The following is an 18,877-nucleotide window of genomic DNA, read 5'->3' on the forward strand; positions in this document are numbered from 1 at the left end:
AAACCTTTCTACAAGGGGTGGATGGTGGCTAGTCCTGCGCGAAAAAGACATTCTTGGTTTCGGTGAAGGCCAGGGGGGCGTCGGGCCCCTGTTCCCTGCCTAGACCGGACTGCTTGAACCCGCCGAACGGCGTGGAGTACCGCACCGACGAGTGGGAGTTGACGGAGAGGTTTCCCGCCTCGACCCCGCGCGACACGCGAAGCGCGCGGCCGATGTCGCGAGTCCAGATCGACCCCGAAAGCCCGTACTCGGTGTCGTTTGCGAGGGCGAGCGCATCGGCCTCGTCCTCGAACGGCAGCACGGTGACGACGGGGCCGAAAATCTCCTCGTGAACCGTCCGGTGCGTGCGCTCGGGCGTGAGCACGGTGGGCGGGAACCAGAAGCCGGGGCCCGACGGTGCACTCCCTCTAAAGGCGACAAGCGATTCGTCGTCCACGTATCCGGTGACCTTGTCGAGGTGGGCTTTCGCCACGAGCGGCCCCATTTCGGTGTCGTCCTTCGCGGGGTCACCAACCCGGAACTCCTTGACGGCGGGCTCGAAGAGCTCCATGAACTTCTCGTACACGGACTTTTCGACGAGGATCCGTGAGCGCGAGCAGCAATCCTGCCCGGCGTTGTCGAAAACCCCCGCGGGAGCTGCGGCGGCTGCCTTCTCGAGATCGGAATCGGCAAACACGATGTTCGCGTTCTTTCCGCCGAGTTCGAGCGTGAGGGTCTTGACCTGTTCGGCGCAGCCACGCATGATCGTCTTTCCCGTTGCCGTTGAGCCGGTGAACACGACTTTTCGCACGTCGGGATGCGTGACGAACCGGTTGCCGACGACCGATCCTTTGCCGGGAAGAACCGTGAGAAGGTCCTCGGGGAGGCCGGCCTCGAGGGCGAGCTCGGCAATGCGGATCGCCGTGAGCGGTGTCCATTCGGCGGGCTTGAGAACCACGGCGCAGCCAGCCGCGAGCGCAGGTGCGAAGCCCCACGCGGCGATTGGCATGGGGAAGTTCCACGGGGTGATGATGCCGACGACGCCTACCGCCTCATGGAAGGTCACGTTCACGCCGCCCTCGACGGGAATCTGCTCGCCGATGAGCCTCTCGGGAGCTGCCGCGTAATACTCGAGGACATTCGCAACGTTTTGCGCTTCCCACCGAGCTTGCCCAATGGGGTGGCCGGCATTGGCAACCTCGATCTGGGCGAGCTCCTCGTTGTGCTCGGCGACGATGTGGGCAAAACTCCGCAGAACCTGCGCTCGCGAGGCTGGAGCGGTGGCCGCCCAGCGCTTTTGTGCAACGACGGCCTTGGCGATGGCGTCGTCAGTCGCCTCGACGTCGACGAGCTCGATGCTGCGAATGAACTCCTCGGTCGCGGGGTTGATGATGTCGAACGTAGTCATGGGCGCTCCTTAGAGGTATGGGGCGTGGCATTGACGAGGGCTTCGAAGAGTCTGCGGTCGTCGCTTTGCTGTTCGGGATGCCATTGGACGGCAAGGAAGAAGCCCCGTGCTGAAGGGGACTCGAGGGCCTGGATGGTGCCGTCGGACGTGCGGGCGGTGACCGTGAGATCGCTGCCAACCTTCGCGACCGCCTGATGGTGGTACACGGGGATGTCGTGCGCGCTGCTGCCGAGGATGCTCGCGAGCGTCGAGCCATCGGCGATCTCGATGTCCACCGAGCCGAACACGCCCGGGGCGGGCTGATATTGATCCGAGCCCACGACGTCGGGTAGGTGCTGGATTAGCGTGCCCGAGTGGACGGTGTTGACGATCTGCATGCCTCGACAGATCGCGAGCACGGGCAGCCCGGCGCTGCGTGCCGCCTCGTACAGAGCGATTTCCCACTCGTCGCGATCATCGCGCGGCGCCCCGGTCCTCTCGTGCGGCTGCTCGCCATACCGGGCCGGGTTGACGTCGGCCCCGCCCGCGAGGATGAGCCCGTCTAGGCGGGCGAGGACCTGGGCAGCGCGTTCATGTTCCGACGGTTGCGGGGGCAACAGGACGGGCACGCCTCCAGCATCGAGGACCGCCTGAAGGTAGGCCTCGTGCAGGAAGGATGCGCGCGTATCCCATACCCCGCACGTGGCAGATTCGAGGTATGTCGAGATACCGATGATGGGTGCGCTAGCCACGTTCGAAGCCCCTCACGCGCTCCCAATCCGTGACGGCGGCATCGAACGCCTCGAGTTCGACCCGGGCAGCCCGCGTGTAGTGCTCGACGACGTCTTCGCCGAAGGCGGCATGGGCAATCTCGGAGTTTTCGAACAGGTCGGCGGCTTCGCGGAGCGTCGTCGGCACCCTCGGCTTGTCACTTTCGTAGCCGTTGCCCACGAGCTCCTCCTCGAGGGAGAGCTCGTTGTCGATGCCGTGGAGACCCGCGGCGATCATCGCGGCCATTGCGAGATATTGATTGACGTCGCCGCCGGGAATGCGGTTCTCGAAGCGCAGCGATTTGCCGTGGCCCACGACTCGGAAGGCGCACGAGCGGTTGTCGAGGCCCCACGCGAGTGTGGTTGGTGCGAATGTGCCGGGCTGATAGCGCTTATAGGAGTTGATGTTGGGGGCGAACATGAGGGCAAGTTCGCGCGCTGCGGCGATCTGCCCCGCGAGGAACTGATCCATAATGACGCTGCGCCCGCCTTCGCGGGATTCATCGGCGAACACGGGGTTGTCGTCCTTGTCGCGCAGGCTCATGTGAATGTGGCACGAGTTGCCTTCGCGCTGGTTGAACTTCGCCATGAAGGTGATGGACTTGCCGTGCCTTTCGGCGATTTCCTTGGCGCCCGTGCGGTAGAGGCTGTGGTTGTCGCACGTGGTAAGCACGTCGTCGTAAAGGAAAGCGATCTCTTGCTGGCCGGGGTTGCATTCGCCTTTGACGCCCTCGCAGTACATGCCGGCGGCATCCATGGAGTTGCGGATGTCGCGAAGAAGCGGTTCGAGGCGCGTGGAGGCCTGGATGTCGTAGTCGGTGTTGTAGTCGCTTGCGGGGGTGAGGTCGTTGTAGCCCTTGGCCCACGCTTCACGGTAGGTGTCGTCGAAAATCAGGAATTCGAGTTCCGTCGCGCCCATGCATGTCCAGCCGCGCTCCTCGAGGCGAGCGCGCTGTTTCTTGAGGACACTGCGCGGGGCGGGGGCGACTTCCTCGCCCGAGGTCGTGAGGAGGTCCGCGGTGACCTGTGCGGAGCCCTCGATCCACGGGACCTGGCGCAGCGTGGCCAAGTCTGGCTTCATGACCATGTCGCCGTAGCCGCTCTTCCAGCTGGAGATCTTGTAGCCGTCCACCGTGTTGTTGTCGATGTCGACGGCGAGGAGGTAGTTGCAGCACTCGGCTCCGTGTTCGGCGACGGAGTCGAGAAAGAGGCGAGCGGAGATGCGCTTGCCTACGAGTCGGCCTTGCATGTCCGTGAATCCGAGAATCACGGTGTCGATATCGCCGGCGTGGATGCGGTTGGTGAGTTCTGAGAACGTCAGCATTCCTTCGTTGCCTGACATGGAAGCTCCTCATTGTGCTTCGGTGTGGCCTGGCGGGGCCCTTACGTGGCGATGCAAGCCATTGACTAAACATCGGTCTGGCAACCATTAGACCACATGATGTGAGCTATGCAACCCGAAAGTCTGGCAAAGTGCTGGGTGTTCTGGGTTGATTGTCTACAACTCACGCCAATAAATTTCTACAAAAGCGTGGAAATCCAACCATTAGCCGGGTAGTGTGGGGCAGCACACACGAGTCAACGTGGTCTCGTCACTACGGAAGGTATGCAATGGCTGATCAAAGCGATCGTCAATCTCCTCAACGCACGGCAGCATCACCCGCCTCACCCTCCACGCAATCGGGGGAAGTCACCAAGGTCGGTGGCGTCACCTATCGAACGGCGGATACCGAATACTTTGAAAAACGTCAGCTCAAGCGCGCGGCCGGCATTTTCGGGCTCTGGGGCCTCGCGGTCGGCGCGGTCGTGTCCGGCAACTTTTCCGGCTGGAACTTCGGCGTGGATTTCGCGGGCTTCGGCGGGATGCTCATCGCCTACGCGATTCTCATCGTCATGTACTACGGCCTCATCTTCTCGATCAACGAAATGGCCGCCGCCATGCCCCACACCGGAGGTGCGTACTCGTTCGCGAGAGCGGCGATGGGGCCCTACGCGGGCTTCGTGACGGGCCTTGCCGAAACAATCGAGTACGTCGCAACAACCGCCGTGATCGTCTACTTCTCCTCGGGCTACGCCGACGCGGTCGTATCGCAACTCCTCGGTGTTGACCTGCCAAAACCCGTGTGGTGGCTCATCCTTTACACGATCTTCGTGGCGCTGAACTCCTCGGGCGCAGCGGTATCGTTCAGGTTCGCCATCCTGGTGTCGATCATTTCGATCGTGATCCTGCTCGTCTTTAGTGCGATGGCGCTGTTCTCCGGCGCTTTCTCATGGGATTCACTCTTCAACATCGTTCCCGACGCAGGCGCTTCAGCCTTCTTGCCTCACGGTTTCCTCCCGATCCTGTTCGCGCTGCCCTTTGCCATGTGGTTCTTCCTCGGCATCGAGGAGCTGCCGCTCGCAGCCGAAGAGGCCCACAACCCCGTCCGCGACATTCCCAAGGCGGCACTGTGGGCGCGCTTCACACTCGTCGTTACCGGTCTTCTCGTGCTCGTTCTGAACACCGGCGTGCTCGGCGCGGAAACGACCGCCGGGGCAAGCGAGCCACTCCTCGACGGCTTCCGCGCGATCGTCGGCGACGGCCTCGCTGCCGTCCTCGCACTCTTCGCTCTCGTGGGCCTGCTTGCCTCACTTCAAGGCATCATGTTCGCCTACGGGCGCAACATGTATTCGCTCTCGCGAGCGGGCTACTACCCGAAGTTCCTCTCGCTCACGGGGCGCACGCAGACGCCGTGGGTTGCCCTTATCGCCGGTGCCGCCATCGGTTTTTGCGCCCTTGTGGGCGTCGATCTTGCCGGTGGTGAGGGCGGAATCGCCGGAGCAGTTGTCCTCAACATCGCTGCCTGGGGTGCCGTCGTCGCCTACCTCATGCAAATGGTGTCGTTCCTCGTGCTGCGCAAGCGATTCCCGAACGCGAAGCGTCCCTACAAATCGCCGTGGGGAAACTTTGGAGCGATCATCGCCGCCGTCATCTCCGCGCTCATCTTCCTGGGCTTCCTCCTCAACCCCGACTACCTGCCCGCGATCATCGCGATCATCGTGATCTACGCGGTCATGCTCATCACCTTCTGGCTGTGGGGCCGCCACCGGCTCATTATGAGTCCCGAAGAGGAGTACGCGCTCTCGGGAGGCCTCGACGTCGTGAACCTCGACGACCTCGTGGATGACGGTGAACGTGACGACCGGCCCGGTGAGAGCGAGGTAGCACCCGCTCGAGAGTAGGCCTCAACGGGCGTTCCTCATTCTTGCCTCACGGCCGTCTCTCATTCTTTGCTCATACGAAACGGTCCGGGGAAGCCCTGCGGCTTCCCCGGACCATCCACGAGGTTCACGCGCGGTTAGAACCCGGTGCGCGTGACCTTCGGGTAGTACTTCCGGAACTTCTGCACCTGGCGGAGACCCGAAGCGAGAGCGAAGCCCTTCATCCACGCACCCTCCGGGGCGTAGCGGTAGGGATTGTCCACGCCGTGGGCACGAACGGCGGAATCGAGCTGAGCGCGCAGTTCGGGTTCGGTGACGTAGTGCTTCACGAGGCGCGTGGGGAGGATCGAGTAGAGGTGCTGCTCCTCGGCGCGCACACGCTCAAGGGGGGCGCCGTCGATGAGGTCCGCGACAATGTGCTCGGGGTAGGAGCCGCCTGCCGCGGTGACGTAGTGGTTGTTGCGTCCGAGCCGCGGATTGAGTTCGAGGAAGTAGGCCGTTCCGTTACGCGGGTCGGCCTTGAGATCAACGTTGGCGAAGCCGACGTAGTCCACGTGGTCGAGGAGTTTTTCGAACTGTGCGACGATCGCCCGGTGAGGACCGGTGAGCATCGCTGCGGGGCGCCCGAGCGCATCGGGTGTGTGCTCGCCTAGCAGCACCTGCGCAGCGCATGTGAGCGTCACTTCGCCCGAGCGCGAGCGGTAGCCGGTGATGGAGTATTCGGACGTGTCGTCACCCTCGATGAGCTCCTGGAAAAGGAACCGCCCTGTGAAGCCAGCGTCCCCGAGCTTTGCCACGAGTTCCTTGTATTCGGCCTGCGACTTGAGCACGAATACTTTGCGCTTGCCGGTGAACTTGACGCGCGAATAATCGGCGGTGTTCGCGGGTTTGCCGATGATCGGGTAGGCCCACGGAAGCTGCTCGGGCGCGTCAAAATCGGCCCCGCCGTACCGGGAGAAGTCCACGACGGCCGTGGGAATCGTCGGAATGTCGAGCTCGTTGCACGCTTCTTGGAAGTGAGCCTTGTCGGCCAGCTTCGCGAGGGAAGCGGAATCAATTTGCGCGAGAAGGTAGTGCACCTCGAGCTCGGCCCGGTACGTATCGATGAAGGAAATGAACGAATCGGCATTCGCGAGCAAGAGCGTCGGTCGCTTGACGGGTTTGTCTTTCGCAAGCTGAACGAGCGCGTCCTTGAGGTCGCGTTCGCTTGCCTCAGCACCGAGAGCGACGTGAGCGCTTGTGACAGTGCGTTCGTTCATCGCGATGGGGGTGCGCATCACGGTGAGTGAACGCATGCCGTAGGCCTTGTGAAAGGCAATCGAGACGTTGAGCGAGTTGAGACCCGCGCCGAGGATCACGACATCGAACTCCGTGCCGCCTTTGCTGATCCCCGTTGTGGGGCCGGGCTGGGAGACAGTGAGGTTCGAGATGGCCACGTGAAACGCCTTTCGCTGGGAAACATCCGGCGCTTGAGTTTATCGAACAGCAGTTTTGGCGCTCTCTGTTTGCTCGCACAAAGTGTTCGTAAAATTATTCAACGCTAAAAAAGTGGCGCCCTCGCGGGGCGCCCCTCTCCTAAGGAGTACCAATGAACGACAGCAGCCCCCTCGACAAAGTTAAGGACGCCGCGCAGTCCCTCGCGGACACGGCGAAAGACAAGATTCCCGCGGGCGTTGATGCTGCGGCCGACGCCGTGGTTGACCTCGCCGCGAAGGCCGAGGAGAAGTTCCCGCAGGCCAAGGGCGTTGCCGACAAGGTCGTTGATGTCGCGGGTGCTGCCCAAGACAAGGCCCACGAACTCGGCGATGGAGGCGATGAGGATTCGGCGGCGGCGCAACACTGAGGCGGTGCCGTCCGGTTCGCAGCACTGAGGTGCTGCTGTTCCGGTTCGCAGCTCTGGGGTGCTGCCGTTCCGGTTTATGAAGAAACTGGGCTGCTGGCCGGCTGTTGAGCCGGGGGCGGTCCAGTTTTTTCATGAAGTGTGACGGTGGCTGGGGGAGCCGGGTTGCTGGGGGCCGGTCTACTGGGGGAGCTGGGCAGCTGGCCAGATGGAGGCAGATCGGGGCAGCTGAGCAGCTGGGGTGCAGTGAGGCGTGCTGTTCCGGTTTATGAAGAAACTGGGCTGTTGGCTGGTTGCGGGGCCGGGGGTGGCTCAGTTTTTTCATGAAGTGCGACGGTGACTGGGGGAGCCGGGAGCTGGTGGAGCTGGGCAGCAGTGAGGCGTGCTGTTCCGGTTTATGAAGAAATTGGGCTGTTGGCTGGTTGCGGGGCCGGGGGTGGCCCGGTTTTTTCATGAAGTGCGACGGTGCCTGGGGGAGTCGGGCCGCATGAAGAGTTGCTGCCCGCAAACGCGAGCCGCGCCACTAGAAGCCACGAATCGCACCCGAGGGCGCGGGATGGGTGCTAGCCTTCCAACGGTTGTGCACGGACATGGACAGAGAGCCATGCGAGCACTTCATGTGATCCGGGTACAGCCATGCCTTTGTCCCGTTTTCACGTGAGGAATGTGCATGAGCACCACAGCGCCTGAGCGCCCCGCAACCACCCCCATTATTGCCAGCCCCTCAATCGACGAGACCGCAGTGACGGCCTCGGGGCCGGCCCCGACCGAAGCAAGCGGCCACGACGCCGACTTCAGTTTCACCCCAGTTCCCGCATCCGCGCGCCACGGTTTTTGGGCCGTGGGCTTCGTGATGCTCGGATTTACCTTCTTCTCCGCCTCCATGAGCGTCGGCGCGAAGATCGGCAACGGTCTCGATCTTGGCGGCTTCGTCTGGGCCACGACGCTCGGTGGGCTCGTGCTCGCGATCTACACCGGTGGCCTCGCCTACCTTGGCGCGAAGACCGGCATGGGGCTTGACCTCCTCGCCCGCCGCGCCTTCGGCCGTCGCGGCTCGCTCTTGGCTTCCGCCCTCGTGGGCCTCACCCAGATGGGATGGTTCGGCGTGGGCGTGGCGATGCTCGGCATCCCCGTCGCCGACCTCCTCCACATCAGCCCCTGGTGGATCGTGATCGCGGCCGGCGCCGCCATGACTGCTTCCGCCTACTTCGGGATGAAAGCGATCGAGGTCGTCTCCTTCATTTCCGTTCCTCTTATCGCGATCCTCGGCACGTACTCGATGGTCACGGCAACCAGCAAGGCCGGCGGTCTCGTCGAGGTGTTCGGTGACGGCTCGATGCCTATCGTGACCGGCATCGGCATGGTCGTGGGTTCCTTCATTTCGGGCGGCACGGCGACCCCGAACTTCACGCGCTTTGCTCGCTCGGCGAAGGTTGCCGTCATCACGACGGTGATCGCGTTCTTCCTTGGCAACACCCTCATGTTCAGCTTCGGTGCGGTGGGTGGCGCGTTCACCGGCAAGGACGACATCTTCTACGTCATGATCGCCCAGGGGCTCGCGATTCCTGCGATTCTCGTGCTCGGCGCGAATATTTGGACGACCAACAACAACGCCCTGTACACCTCCGGCCTGGGCTTTTCGAACATCACGCGCGTGCGCACCCGCCCCATGACTCTCATCGCGGGCATTTTCGGCACGGTCAGTGCGCTGTGGCTGTACGACAACTTCGTGGGCTGGCTGAGCTTCCTCAACGCGGCACTTCCGCCGATCGGTGCGATCCTCATCGCTGACTTCCTGGTGCGCAAGCACGCGTACGTGGACTCGAGCGAAGCGGAGCAGACCGTAGCGTGGCACGCGGTTCTCGGCGTCATCGCCGGTGGCCTCGTGGGTTACTTCGTGCCGTGGGGCATCTCGGCCCTCAACGCGGTCGCCGTCGCGGTCGCTATTCACCTCGTGGGCGTAGCGTTGACGAAGCGCCGCTAACACCTTCTGCGGGCGGCGCGGCCCGCATCGTCGAGGGTCGCGCCGCCACCGTCCAGGGTGGCGTTGCCCGCCCGTCCCACTCCATTTCAATAGAAAGGCAGCCCCGTGCTCATCCAGAACGTCACGCTACCGGGCCGGGAGGGCTCGGTTGACCTGCGCATTTTCGACGCTTGCTTCACCCACATCGAACCGAATCTCACCGCGGAGCCGGGCGAAGAGACATGGGACGCCGAGGGGCGCCTCGCGCTCCCGCCGTTTGTGGAGAGCCACATTCACCTCGACTCGGTTCTCACGGCGGGCGAGCCGAAGTGGAATATGAGCGGCACGCTTTTTGAGGGGATCGAGCGCTGGAGCGAGCGGAAGAAGACTCTGAGCGTTGAGGATGTCAAAACTCGCGTGCGCCGCGTCGCGCGTGACCAGGCGAGCTTCGGTGTGCAGTACGTGCGCACCCACGTCGATGTGACCGATCCTGAGCTCACGGCGCTTCGTGCGTTGCTTGAGCTGCGTGACGAGCTTGCCGACCTCATTACGCTCCAGATTGTGGCGTTCCCGCAGGAGGGTATCGATTCCTTCCCGAATGGCCGCGATCTCATGGTCAAGGCCGCTGATATGGGCGTCGATGCGATTGGCGCGATTCCTCACTTCGAGTTCACGCGCGAGTATTCGGTGGATTCCCTCAATTTCGCGTGCGAGCTTGCGCGTGATCGTGGCCTGCTCATGGATGTGCACTGCGATGAGATCGACGATGAGGCTTCGCGCGGCCTCGAGACTCTCGCGACGCGCGCCCTCGAGTTCGGCATGGGGGAGAAGGTCACCGCTTCGCACACCACCGCGATGCATTCCTATAACAACGCGTACTTCGTGCGTCTGCTTCGCCTGCTCACGATGAGCGGCATCAACTTCGTGTCCAACCCCATGGTGAACACTCACTTGCAGGGCCGCATGGATACCTACCCGAAGCGCCGCGGCGTGACGCGCGTCAAGGAGCTCACGGAGGCGGGTATCAACGTGAGTTTCGGGACCGACGATATCCGCGACCCGTGGAACCCGCTCGGCACGGGGAATCTTCGCGACGTTGTGCTGAACGGCCTGTATGTCACGCAGATGATGGGTTACCCGCAGATCGCGGAGTCTTACAATTTTGTGACCCATAATGCGGCGCGCACGCTGCACCTCGACAAGTACGGCATCGAGGTGGGCAACCCCGCGCGGTTTATCGTGCTCGATGCGCCGAACTGGGTTGAGGCGCTCAACTTCAACGCGCCCGTCGTTCGCTCCTACAGGGACGGCAAGCTTGTGGCGAAGACGGAGCCGGCGACCCGCGAGGTGTATTGGGGCTAGACATCCCCTCGGCTGTATGTAGCCAGCCTCTGAGAAGTGCATTCGCGCGCGGTGCGCGCCTCATCGCGACAAGGGAGGGCCCGGGCAGTTGCCCGGGCCCTCCCTTGTGCGTCGTGCTGTTTAGTTCTTGCGCATGCGCACGACGGCGAAGATGCCGCCGCCGATCAGCGCGAGAGCGAGAACTGCCGTCGCGGCGATCTCGGCGCCCGTGCGGGGCATGAAGCCGCGGGTGCCGCTCGCCTGCCCCGCGGGCTTAGAGGACTTCGAGGGCTTCGCGGGGGCCTGCTTCGACGAATCGGCTTTGCCCGTGTCAGCGTTGCCGGGCGAAACCTTGTCCGGTGAAGGCTTGTTCGGCGAGACCTCGTTCGGCGAAGGCTTGTTCGGTGCTTCCTGGTCGTTCTCGCCGGGCTTAGGGGCAGCGGGAGTCGGTTCGGGGGCCGGTGCGGGAGCCGGTGCGGAATCGGTCGGCTTCTTCTCTGGGGTTTCGTCGGAAGGCTCTTCGGGAGCGGCGTCCTTAAAGCTCACGCCCTCCATTTTCCACTCTTCCTTCGTGATCGTGAGCGGCTGGACGATCGCTTGGGGTGCGGGCTGAGGAATGCCGTTGTCGATCTTCACGCATTCGATCTGGAGGTTTGCCTTGCCCTCGGCGGCGACGTCCACGAAGCTCGCGTCGATCGGGTTGACGACCGTGCCGTCTTTTTCGAGAGAGTCGATACCCGACATGACCACGCGGGTAGCCTTCTCGCTTTCACCCTGGACGAAGACGGTGCGGGCGCCGTCAACGTAGGGCTCTTCGCACTTCACGCGAGATTTCACGGTGTAGGTGAAAGGGTCTGCATCGAGTGCGCCGTGTGCCTGGACGCCCTCGGCATTCTCGATCGTGGCCGTCACGGAATCGTCGAGGGTGACCTCGGTTGCCGCTGCGGCAACCTGGGGGAGGGCGAGGAGCGCTGCGGCGCCGGCGAGGGCAGCCGAGCGGCGGAGCGAGAGGGAGAGCTGCATGGTTCTACACGTTCCTTGGGGCGCGGGGAGTGGGTTAGCGAGGACAACTGTGACAGGCCTTAGTGAACGAGGGGTAACTAGATGGTGTCAGAATTCGCCCCCAAGTCGTTACTCGCCATTCACTTCCTCCCTCTAGCGTTCTGATTGGTCTTCCCGACGCCCTGAGAGAAAGATTCCCCATGACCGAGCTTCGCTCCCCCCAAGCCTCCTCGCTCGCCCCGAGCCGACGCACCGTGCTCCGCGGCAGCGTTGCCGCCGGTGCCCTCGGTGCCGCCGCGGCCGCAACCACCGGCTCCGCTATCGCCGAAGAAACCCCCGTGACCACCACCGACGCGGCCGAAGGCACGGACCTCGCGCCTGCCGAGACCGGTCTTGAATGGCTCGTCGTTGACCACCACGTGCACTCGCTCTACAGCCACGACGCGAAGTACACGATGGAAATGATCATGGACAAGGCCGAAGAGTTCGGCGTGGACGTCATCGCCTTCACCGAGCACTCGAACTGGGGCCATGCCAACGAAGGTGGCGTGTGGGAGGCGAACCGCCTCATCCGCAAGGCGCGCGATGAACGTAAGCTCATGGTCCTTCAGGGCATCGAGTGGTACATCCCCGCGGCTGAGCACTGCACCGTTCTCGTCGCCCCCGGCATCAACGAAGCGCGCGTCCTGCGCACGTTCGAGCTCGCGTTCGACGGCAAGCTCAACAAGTGGGAAAAGCCGGCGCTCAATTCGCCCGAAGAGAAATTCCAGCAGGAAAAGGCTGTTGAGGCGATCGCGTGGCTCGGCGAGCAGAAGAGGGAAGGCTTCATCGATGATGCGATCGTGATCGCGAACCACCCGAGCCGCTACTGCATCGATTCGCCGCTCGAGCTTCGCGCGTGGCACGACGCGGACCGCGACATCTACCTCGGCATGGAAGGTGCCCCCGGTGCCCAGGGCTCGGCTTTCGGCCTCAATCGTGACCCGAAGTTCCAGCGCGGCGAATACGAGAACAGCCGCCGCAAGGACTCGTCCCCGCACTACCCCGACGAAGCCTTCCGCACGCGCGGCGGCTTCGACTACCTCACCTCGGTCGTGGGTGGCATGTGGGACTCGCTGCTCTCTGAGGGCCGCCGCTACTGGATCACCTCGAATTCGGACTTCCACCTCAAGACCCACGACACCTACCGCGTGGGCGACTACCCGAAGGGTGACGGCTGGGAGGAAGGCGCGAGCCTCGGCAACTTCAACCGTGCGGGTCGCCGTCCCGTGCCCGTCAACACGAACGAAGCTCAGGGCGGTAGCGACTACTGGCCCGGCCAGTTCTCCCGCACGCACGTGGGTGCCGCTAGCCGCTCCTACGAAGCGGTCATGGAGGCCATGCGCGCCGGTCGCATCTGGATCGAGCACGGCCACCTCATTTCCGGTCTCGAGGTCGTCCTTTTCGCGAAGGATGACAGCGCCGAGCCTGTGACTCTCGGTGGCACCCTCAAGGTCAAGGCCGGCACCGAGCTTGGCCTGCGCGTGACCGTCACACCCACGACCAAGGAAAACTCCGCTGGGATCCTCCCGGAGCTCGCGCACATCGACCTCATCCGCGGGCTCATCACGGGCGAGGTTGAGGATGTCAACACGACGACGGCCCCTCACACCAAGGTCGTTGACCGCAAGGAAACCGCAGGCCACGGCCTTGAGGAGTTCACGGTTGAGTTTGACCTCGGCGCCGTCGAGGAAAACGGCTACATTCGCCTGCGCGGAAGCGACGGCAAGCGTTCGGGCGTCGGCCCGATGGGTGCCGACGTTGACCCGGCCGGCCCGATTCCCCACGGTGGCGAGAACGGCGCAGGAAGCCCGTGGATCGACACGTGGATGTACACCAACCCGATCTTCTTCGAGGTCGAGTGATCACGGTTTCGTGAACACAAGTGGGCTCGGTTTCGCGGGGGTTATGCCCCGCGGAATCGAGCCCCTTTCCCATCGCCCGCCCAGGACACACACCGCATGAAAGGACACCCCGCATGGCCCTCAACCGTCGGACCTTCCTGACCGCAGCCGCCGCGACCGCCGCGAGTGCCGCAACCCTCGCGCCCGCGAGCGCGTCACCGCTTTTTGAGCGCGACGAGAACGACACCCCGCGCCTTCTCGACGACCCCTTCGATGCGCGCCTGAAGAATCCCGCGCCCGAGGGATGGGCGCCGAAGAGCCCGCTCGCTCGCGCTCACGCCCACAACGACTACCTGCACACGCACCCGCTGTGGGATGCCCTTGCGCAGGGCTTTTGCTCGGTTGAGGCGGACGTGTGGTTCGAAGGCGGCGCGATCCTGCTTGGCCACACCCGCCTCGGCACGGCAAGCGGCCGCTCCCTCGAGGAGTTCTACGTGAAGCCGCTCGCGGCGCTCGTGCGCTCCAACGGCGGTCACGTGTTCCCAGGCTACGACGGTCCGTTCCAGCTCCTCATCGACATTAAGGACCAGGGGGAGAAGCAGCTTCCCGCGATCGAGACCATGCTCGCGCCCTACAGCGACGTGTTCTGGCACGTGGATCGCTGCGGCACCGTCGTCGAGAATCCCGTGCGCGTCGTCTACACGGGAGGTCGCCCGTACGATCTCATCAAGGACAACCCGGTGCGGTTCGGCTCGGCCGACGGCCACAAGGGTGACCTCGGCGGTGAGATCAGCTCGCTCGACATGCCACTCATCTCGGAGGATTGGGAGACGTGGGGCTGGCAGGGCTTCGGTGAGCGCCCGGAGGATCAGTTCCGTTCACTCAAGGAGTTTTCCGACGGTGCCCACGCGATCGGCGCGCGCTCGCGCCTGTGGGGTGTTCCCGAGCTTCTGCCCAAGCGTCGCGAGATCCTGTGGCAGATGCAGCTCGATGCGGGCATCGACGTCGTGGGCGCCGATGACCTCGCTGAGCTGCGCGCGTTCCTGCTCGAGCGCGGCGCCGCCTAAGGAATAACCTCGAAGGCCTACCGCGCGCGCTCGGCGAGTAGCTCGAGTACGTGGCGGTAGGTCTTTCCCGTCGCGCGGGTCATGCCGATTTCGCACGTGCGGTTGAGGGAGGCGTGGTGGTCGGCGCCGAGGGCTTTCACTTCGGCTGCTTCGGCTGCCGTTGCCGAGGCTGTGAGCTCGGGGTGGAGCATGCCGCGATCGCCCGCGAAGGCGCAGCATCCCCACGCGTCGGGCACGGTGACCTTCGCGTATGCCGCTTCGGCAACCTGCAGGAGTGCGGGGTTGAGCCCCATCTGGGTCGAGGAGCACGTGGGGTGGAGAATCACGTGTTCGCTTGATCGGTCGATGTCGAGGCGCTCAAGAAGATGATCGGCGGTGAACTGCACGGCATCGATGACTTTGGCGCCGTCGCGTTCAAGGATCGCCGCGAAGCCCTCGGTGCAGCTGACGGCGTCGCTCACAATTGGCAGGTCGAGCTCTCGCACGGCGTCCACCACCTTTCGGGTCTTCGCCGAGATGACCTCGTGTCCCTTGGCTTTGCCTTTCGACGTCCACGGGGTGCCGCAGCACGTTGAGTCGATGCCCTTCGGGATGAGAAGCGCAAGGCCCGCCTTCTCAAGGAGTTTTTCGAACGCGGAGACGACGTTCCCACCCGGCGCGGCCCCACCGAACATCGTGTTGACGCACGCGGGAACATAGATACCCGCGACCTCGCCATCGGGCGCGCCGAACAGGCGGCCGGGCAGGTTCGAGCCGACAGCCCGATGCTCTGCGCGCTCGCCGAGGGTACCGCGAGCCCTCCCGCCGGCCGGCAGGTCCTTCGTGTATTTCGGCACGGTGTCCTCGCCCAGCAAGCGTCGGCCAACGCTCGTTGCCGCCCCCACGGCAGGTGCCGGAACTTTATCCGCAACCGAGAGCCCAACCGCGGCGCCGCGCGTGATCGCACCCCACGACGCTGCCGCGGCCTTCCACGCGCCGGATTCGACAGCGTTCGTGTTCTCGCGGCGCAGTCGCTTGACGAGAAGCCCCGTATTGATCCCCACGGGGCACGCCGTGACGCACATGCCGTCCACGGCGCACGTGTCGATGCCTTCGTAGTCGTAGTCCTTGGCGAGCTCATCCGCCGTGGCCGCATCGCCCGCGTTGCGGGCACGCTCCTCGGCGCGGCGCACCACGATGCGCTGGCGCGGCGTGAGCGTGAGGTCCTTGCTCGGGCATACCGGCTCGCAATAGCCGCACTCGACGCAGCGATCGGCCTCGACCTCGATCGTGGGGTTGAGCTTGAAGTTCTCGAGGTGGGCCTTCGGGTTGTTCTCGATCAGCACGCCCGGGTTGAGGATCCCCGCGGGATCCACGAGGTGCTTGATGCTCGTCATGACCTCGTAGAGTTCGTCGCCGTATTGGCGGTGTACGAACGGCGCCATCGCGCGGCCCGTGCCGTGCTCGGCCTTGAGGTTGCCGCCGCGAGCGAGCACCACGTCCACCATCGACTCGGTGAAAGCGCCAAGACGCTCGCGGGCGGCGTCGCTCTCGAAGCGGTCGGTGAGCATGAAGTGGATGTTGCCGTCCTTCGCATGGCCGAAGATCACGGAGTTCTCATAGCCGTGCTCGTCGAAGAGCTCGTGCAGGTCACCGCATGTGTCGGCGAGGTTCGCGGGCGGGACCACGACGTCCTCGAGGAGCGCGGTTGTGCCACTTTCGCGCGCGCCCGCGACGGAGGCGTACAGGCCTTTGCGCAGGGCCCATGCGGTCGCGCGCATGCGAGGATCCTCGGAGAAAACGGCGGGGGAGCGCAGCTCGTGGGCGCGCAGGATCTCCTCGCCGGCGCGCTGAGCCGCGGCGAGTTTTTCGTGCTCATCGTCGCGGTACTCGATGAGCAGCGCCGCTTCCGTGCTCGGCGCGAAGCCCTGGATTTGCTCGGGCACGCGGGCGAGCCTCTGGCCCACCGCGATCGAGGTCGAGTCCATGACCTCGAGCGTCGCCGCCCCCGAGTCCACGAGCTCGGGCAGGATTCGGGTAGCTGCATCGAGCGTGGGGAACACGGCGAGCGCACTCGTCGTGAGCGCCGGGATCGGGACCGTGCGGAACGTCGCCTCGGCGATGAACGCAAGCGTCCCCTCGCTTCCGATCACGAGCTTTTCGAGGATGTCGATGGGGCGCTCGGCATCGAGGAACGCGTTGATGCCGTAGCCCATCGTGTTCTTGAGCGCGAAGCGTTCGCGAATGATGCGCACACTCTCGGGGTTCGACACGATCCGTTCACGCAAGCGTAAGAGCCCCTCGTGAATCTCGGGCGCGTTGGTGCGCAGGCGAGCGTCGGCCCCGTCCCGATCGCTCGTGTCAAGGGTGAGGCCCGACGGTAGCACCATGACCATCGATTCGAGGGTTTTGTAGGTGTTGTACTCCGTGCCGCAGGCCATGCCGCTCGAGTTGTTCGAGACGACGCCGCCGACCGTGCACGCGGCCTCGCTTGCGGGGTCGGGGCCGAGGCGGCGCTTGAAGCGGCGAAGGCGCGCGTTGACCTGCGCGATCGTGGCGCCCGATCCGGCTCGCACGCGCGCGCCCTCGTCGAGGACTTCGATGTGGCGGAAGTTTTGGCGCACGTCGATCTGGACGTGCGGGCTTGCGGATTGGCCGGAGAGGCTCGTGCCGCCCGAGCGGAAGGCGACGGGGCTTTTGGCGGCGTTTGCGCCCTTGAGGATCGCGGCGACTTCGCGTGCCGTATCGGCGAGCACGACCGCTTCGGGGGTGAAGAGATAGTGGGAGGCGTCGCTTGCTGCGGCCACCCTGTCGATCAGTCGAGTCTGGATGCGGCTTTCGTCGCGCACGGCAGCGGTAACGAATGCGGGGGCGGTGTTCACGAGATCCTCCATAGGCGCGCCCGGCGGGCGTAGACAACGTTTTAACCCTAGCCCGGGTGGGGCGGGATCGTGCGGTGGGGTGGCTCCACAGGGGATTCCGCAACGCTCGGTAGTTATGAAATGACATACAAATTGGGTCGAAAGGCTAGCGCCTCGCACGGCGTGCACGTCAAGATAGGTGAGCTGGCGCCGGCGAAGTCGCACCCCCACCCACATCTGTCGTACACACCAAGGAGACCCACGCCAGTGAGCGCCACTGACACGGCCTCGATGCCGGCCGTCCCGGCGTCGGACCACGCCCACGTCCTCGAAGCGACCCCCGAGACCCTCCCCGCTGACTCGCGCCCCCTGCCGAATCTTCCCGCGGGTGCCTGGTGGCCGGTCGCCGCGTCGATTTTCGCGATCGCGTGGGGTGGCAACGAATTCACGCCGCTTCTCGTCATGTACCGCGAGGTCTCGCAATTCTCCGACCTCGTCGTCGACGGTCTCCTCGGCGCCTACGTCCTCGGCATCGTCCCCGCCCTCATGATCGGCGGCCCCCTCTCCGACGTCTACGGCCGCCGCCCCGTGCTTCTTCCCGCCGCACCGCTCAGCTTCCTCGGAAGCCTCTTGCTGATGCTTGGCCCCGGCTCCCCCCTCATGATCGGCATTGGTCGCATCCTCTGCGGGCTCGCGCTCGGCCTCGTCATGGCGATCGGCACCGCGTGGATCAAGGAAATTTCCGACGCTTCCGGGGCCAGCCCCGCCGCGGGCGCCCGCAGGGCGTCGCTCGCCCTCACCACGGGCTTCCTTGCCGGTGCCCTCGTCGCCGCGATCCTCGCGCAGTGGGGGCCGTGGCCGACCCGCACCTCGTACGCGCTGCACATGCTCATCACGGTCGTGACCGGCCTGTGGCTCTTCACCGCGCCCGAGACGCGCAAACCCGGTCACCTTCCGGCCGAGAATGAGCCCGTCTCGGGGGCCGAGACGCTCATGTCGAAGCTCCTCGTGCCGAAGGCTGCACACAAGCGCTTCCTGCGCGTCGTCCTTCCCGTCGCGCCGTGGGTTTTTGGCGCCTGCGGCACCGCCTACGCCGTCCTTCCCGCACTCCTCAAGGACCGCGCCGGTGACTACCCGATCGCGTTCGCGGGCATCATGACCGCCGTGACCCTCGGCTTCGGCGTGGGCATTCAGACGGTCGGCAAGAAGATCGACACGCATCGAAGCGCGCGTGCCTCCGTGATCGCGATGGCGATCGTGGCGACCGGCGCAGTGTTCGCCGCCGGCGCTGCTTCCACGACGAGCCTCACGATCGGCCTGATCGCCGCCGCGACCCTCGGCTGCGGCTACGGCCTCGCGCTCGTGGCCGGCCTCAGCGAAGTTCAGCGCCTCGCCGGCCCCGACGACCTCGCCGGCCTCACCGCCGTGTTCTACTCAATCGCCTACCTCGGCTTCTTCGTGCCGATGCTCCTCGCGGCGCTCAGCACGATCTTCAGCTACACGACGATGCTGATCGGCGGCGCCGTGATTGCGATCCTCACGCTCGTGGAGGTCGCGCTCGCCTGGCAGGCACACCTGCCCGGCGCGCACGAGTAAGCGACACT

At 64.7% G+C, this 18,877-nt stretch carries 13 protein-coding genes; 7 read left to right on the plus strand and 6 right to left on the minus strand.

Features of this window, described 5'->3' with window-relative positions; all coding sequences use genetic code 11:
* Window positions 1–28: 28 nt before the first annotated feature.
* Genes DEHOM01_RS07995 through DEHOM01_RS08005 form a run of 3 tightly spaced genes read right to left on the minus strand, consistent with a single transcriptional unit; the run spans window position 29 to window position 3,478 of the window.
* A complete protein-coding gene (locus DEHOM01_RS07995; RefSeq protein WP_061212285.1) occupies window positions 29–1,387 on the minus strand; it encodes an aldehyde dehydrogenase family protein in 1,359 nt (452 codons plus the stop codon).
* A complete protein-coding gene (locus tag DEHOM01_RS08000) occupies window positions 1,384–2,118 on the minus strand; it encodes a gamma-glutamyl-gamma-aminobutyrate hydrolase family protein (RefSeq protein WP_061212286.1) in 735 nt (244 codons plus the stop codon). The genes DEHOM01_RS07995 and DEHOM01_RS08000 overlap by 4 nt, the downstream gene beginning before the upstream one ends.
* Window positions 2,111–3,478 (minus strand): glutamine synthetase family protein, encoded by a 1,368-nt coding sequence (locus tag DEHOM01_RS08005; RefSeq protein ID WP_061212287.1) that lies wholly within the window; start codon window positions 3,476–3,478, stop codon window positions 2,111–2,113. Before DEHOM01_RS08005 ends, DEHOM01_RS08000 begins: the two co-directional genes overlap by 8 nt.
* 269 nt (window positions 3,479–3,747) lie before the next feature.
* On the opposite strand from DEHOM01_RS08005, the gene DEHOM01_RS08010 reads away from it, so the two are divergent.
* Window positions 3,748–5,358 (plus strand): amino acid permease, encoded by a 1,611-nt coding sequence (locus tag DEHOM01_RS08010; RefSeq protein ID WP_061212288.1) that lies wholly within the window; start codon window positions 3,748–3,750, stop codon window positions 5,356–5,358.
* Between the two features lie 116 nt (window positions 5,359–5,474).
* Here DEHOM01_RS08010 and DEHOM01_RS08015 read toward each other — a convergent pair whose 3' ends face one another.
* Window positions 5,475–6,773: a carboxylate--amine ligase gene (locus DEHOM01_RS08015; RefSeq protein ID WP_082738798.1), complete on the minus strand. Its 1,299-nt coding sequence runs from the start codon at window positions 6,771–6,773 to the stop codon at window positions 5,475–5,477.
* Between the two features lie 152 nt (window positions 6,774–6,925).
* Between DEHOM01_RS08015 and DEHOM01_RS08020 the strand changes: the two genes are divergently transcribed.
* The 3 genes from DEHOM01_RS08020 (at window position 6,926) to codA (ending at window position 10,502) form a co-directional block, all read left to right on the plus strand.
* Window positions 6,926–7,180, plus strand: coding sequence for a hypothetical protein (locus DEHOM01_RS08020; protein ID WP_061212289.1), 255 nt, complete (start codon window positions 6,926–6,928; stop codon window positions 7,178–7,180).
* Window positions 7,181–7,847: 667 nt separating this feature from the next.
* Complete coding sequence (codB, locus tag DEHOM01_RS08025) at window positions 7,848–9,161, plus strand: cytosine permease (protein ID WP_082738799.1); 1,314 nt, start codon at window positions 7,848–7,850, stop codon at window positions 9,159–9,161.
* 105 nt (window positions 9,162–9,266) lie between these two features.
* On the plus strand, window positions 9,267–10,502 hold the full coding sequence (gene codA, locus DEHOM01_RS08030; RefSeq protein ID WP_016663601.1) for a cytosine deaminase: 1,236 nt from the start codon (window positions 9,267–9,269) through the stop codon (window positions 10,500–10,502).
* A 120-nt stretch (window positions 10,503–10,622) separates the two neighbouring features.
* Here codA and DEHOM01_RS08035 read toward each other — a convergent pair whose 3' ends face one another.
* A complete protein-coding gene (locus DEHOM01_RS08035; protein ID WP_061212290.1) occupies window positions 10,623–11,504 on the minus strand; it encodes a hypothetical protein in 882 nt (293 codons plus the stop codon).
* A 179-nt stretch (window positions 11,505–11,683) separates the two neighbouring features.
* Here DEHOM01_RS08035 and DEHOM01_RS08040 point away from each other — a divergent pair, with 179 nt between their 5' ends.
* Both DEHOM01_RS08040 and DEHOM01_RS08045 read left to right on the plus strand, forming a co-directional pair.
* Window positions 11,684–13,387 carry a PHP domain-containing protein gene (locus DEHOM01_RS08040; RefSeq protein WP_061212291.1) on the plus strand — a complete coding sequence of 568 codons (1,704 nt, stop codon included), beginning with the start codon at window positions 11,684–11,686 and terminating at the stop codon, window positions 13,385–13,387.
* Window positions 13,388–13,500: 113 nt separating this feature from the next.
* On the plus strand, window positions 13,501–14,433 hold the full coding sequence (locus tag DEHOM01_RS08045; protein ID WP_061212292.1) for a PI-PLC domain-containing protein: 933 nt from the start codon (window positions 13,501–13,503) through the stop codon (window positions 14,431–14,433).
* A 17-nt stretch (window positions 14,434–14,450) separates the two neighbouring features.
* On the opposite strand, the gene DEHOM01_RS08050 is transcribed toward DEHOM01_RS08045, so the two are convergent.
* Window positions 14,451–17,306: an FAD-binding and (Fe-S)-binding domain-containing protein gene (locus DEHOM01_RS08050; RefSeq protein WP_061212293.1), complete on the minus strand. Its 2,856-nt coding sequence runs from the start codon at window positions 17,304–17,306 to the stop codon at window positions 14,451–14,453.
* A 234-nt stretch (window positions 17,307–17,540) separates the two neighbouring features.
* Here DEHOM01_RS08050 and DEHOM01_RS08055 point away from each other — a divergent pair, with 234 nt between their 5' ends.
* Window positions 17,541–18,869 (plus strand): MFS transporter, encoded by a 1,329-nt coding sequence (locus tag DEHOM01_RS08055; RefSeq protein ID WP_217998004.1) that lies wholly within the window; start codon window positions 17,541–17,543, stop codon window positions 18,867–18,869.
* The last annotated feature ends 8 nt before the right edge of the window (window positions 18,870–18,877 follow it).

Origin of the sequence: Dermabacter hominis NBRC 106157 (assembly GCF_001570785.1) — a bacterium.
Taxonomy (GTDB): domain Bacteria; phylum Actinomycetota; class Actinomycetes; order Actinomycetales; family Dermabacteraceae; genus Dermabacter; species Dermabacter hominis.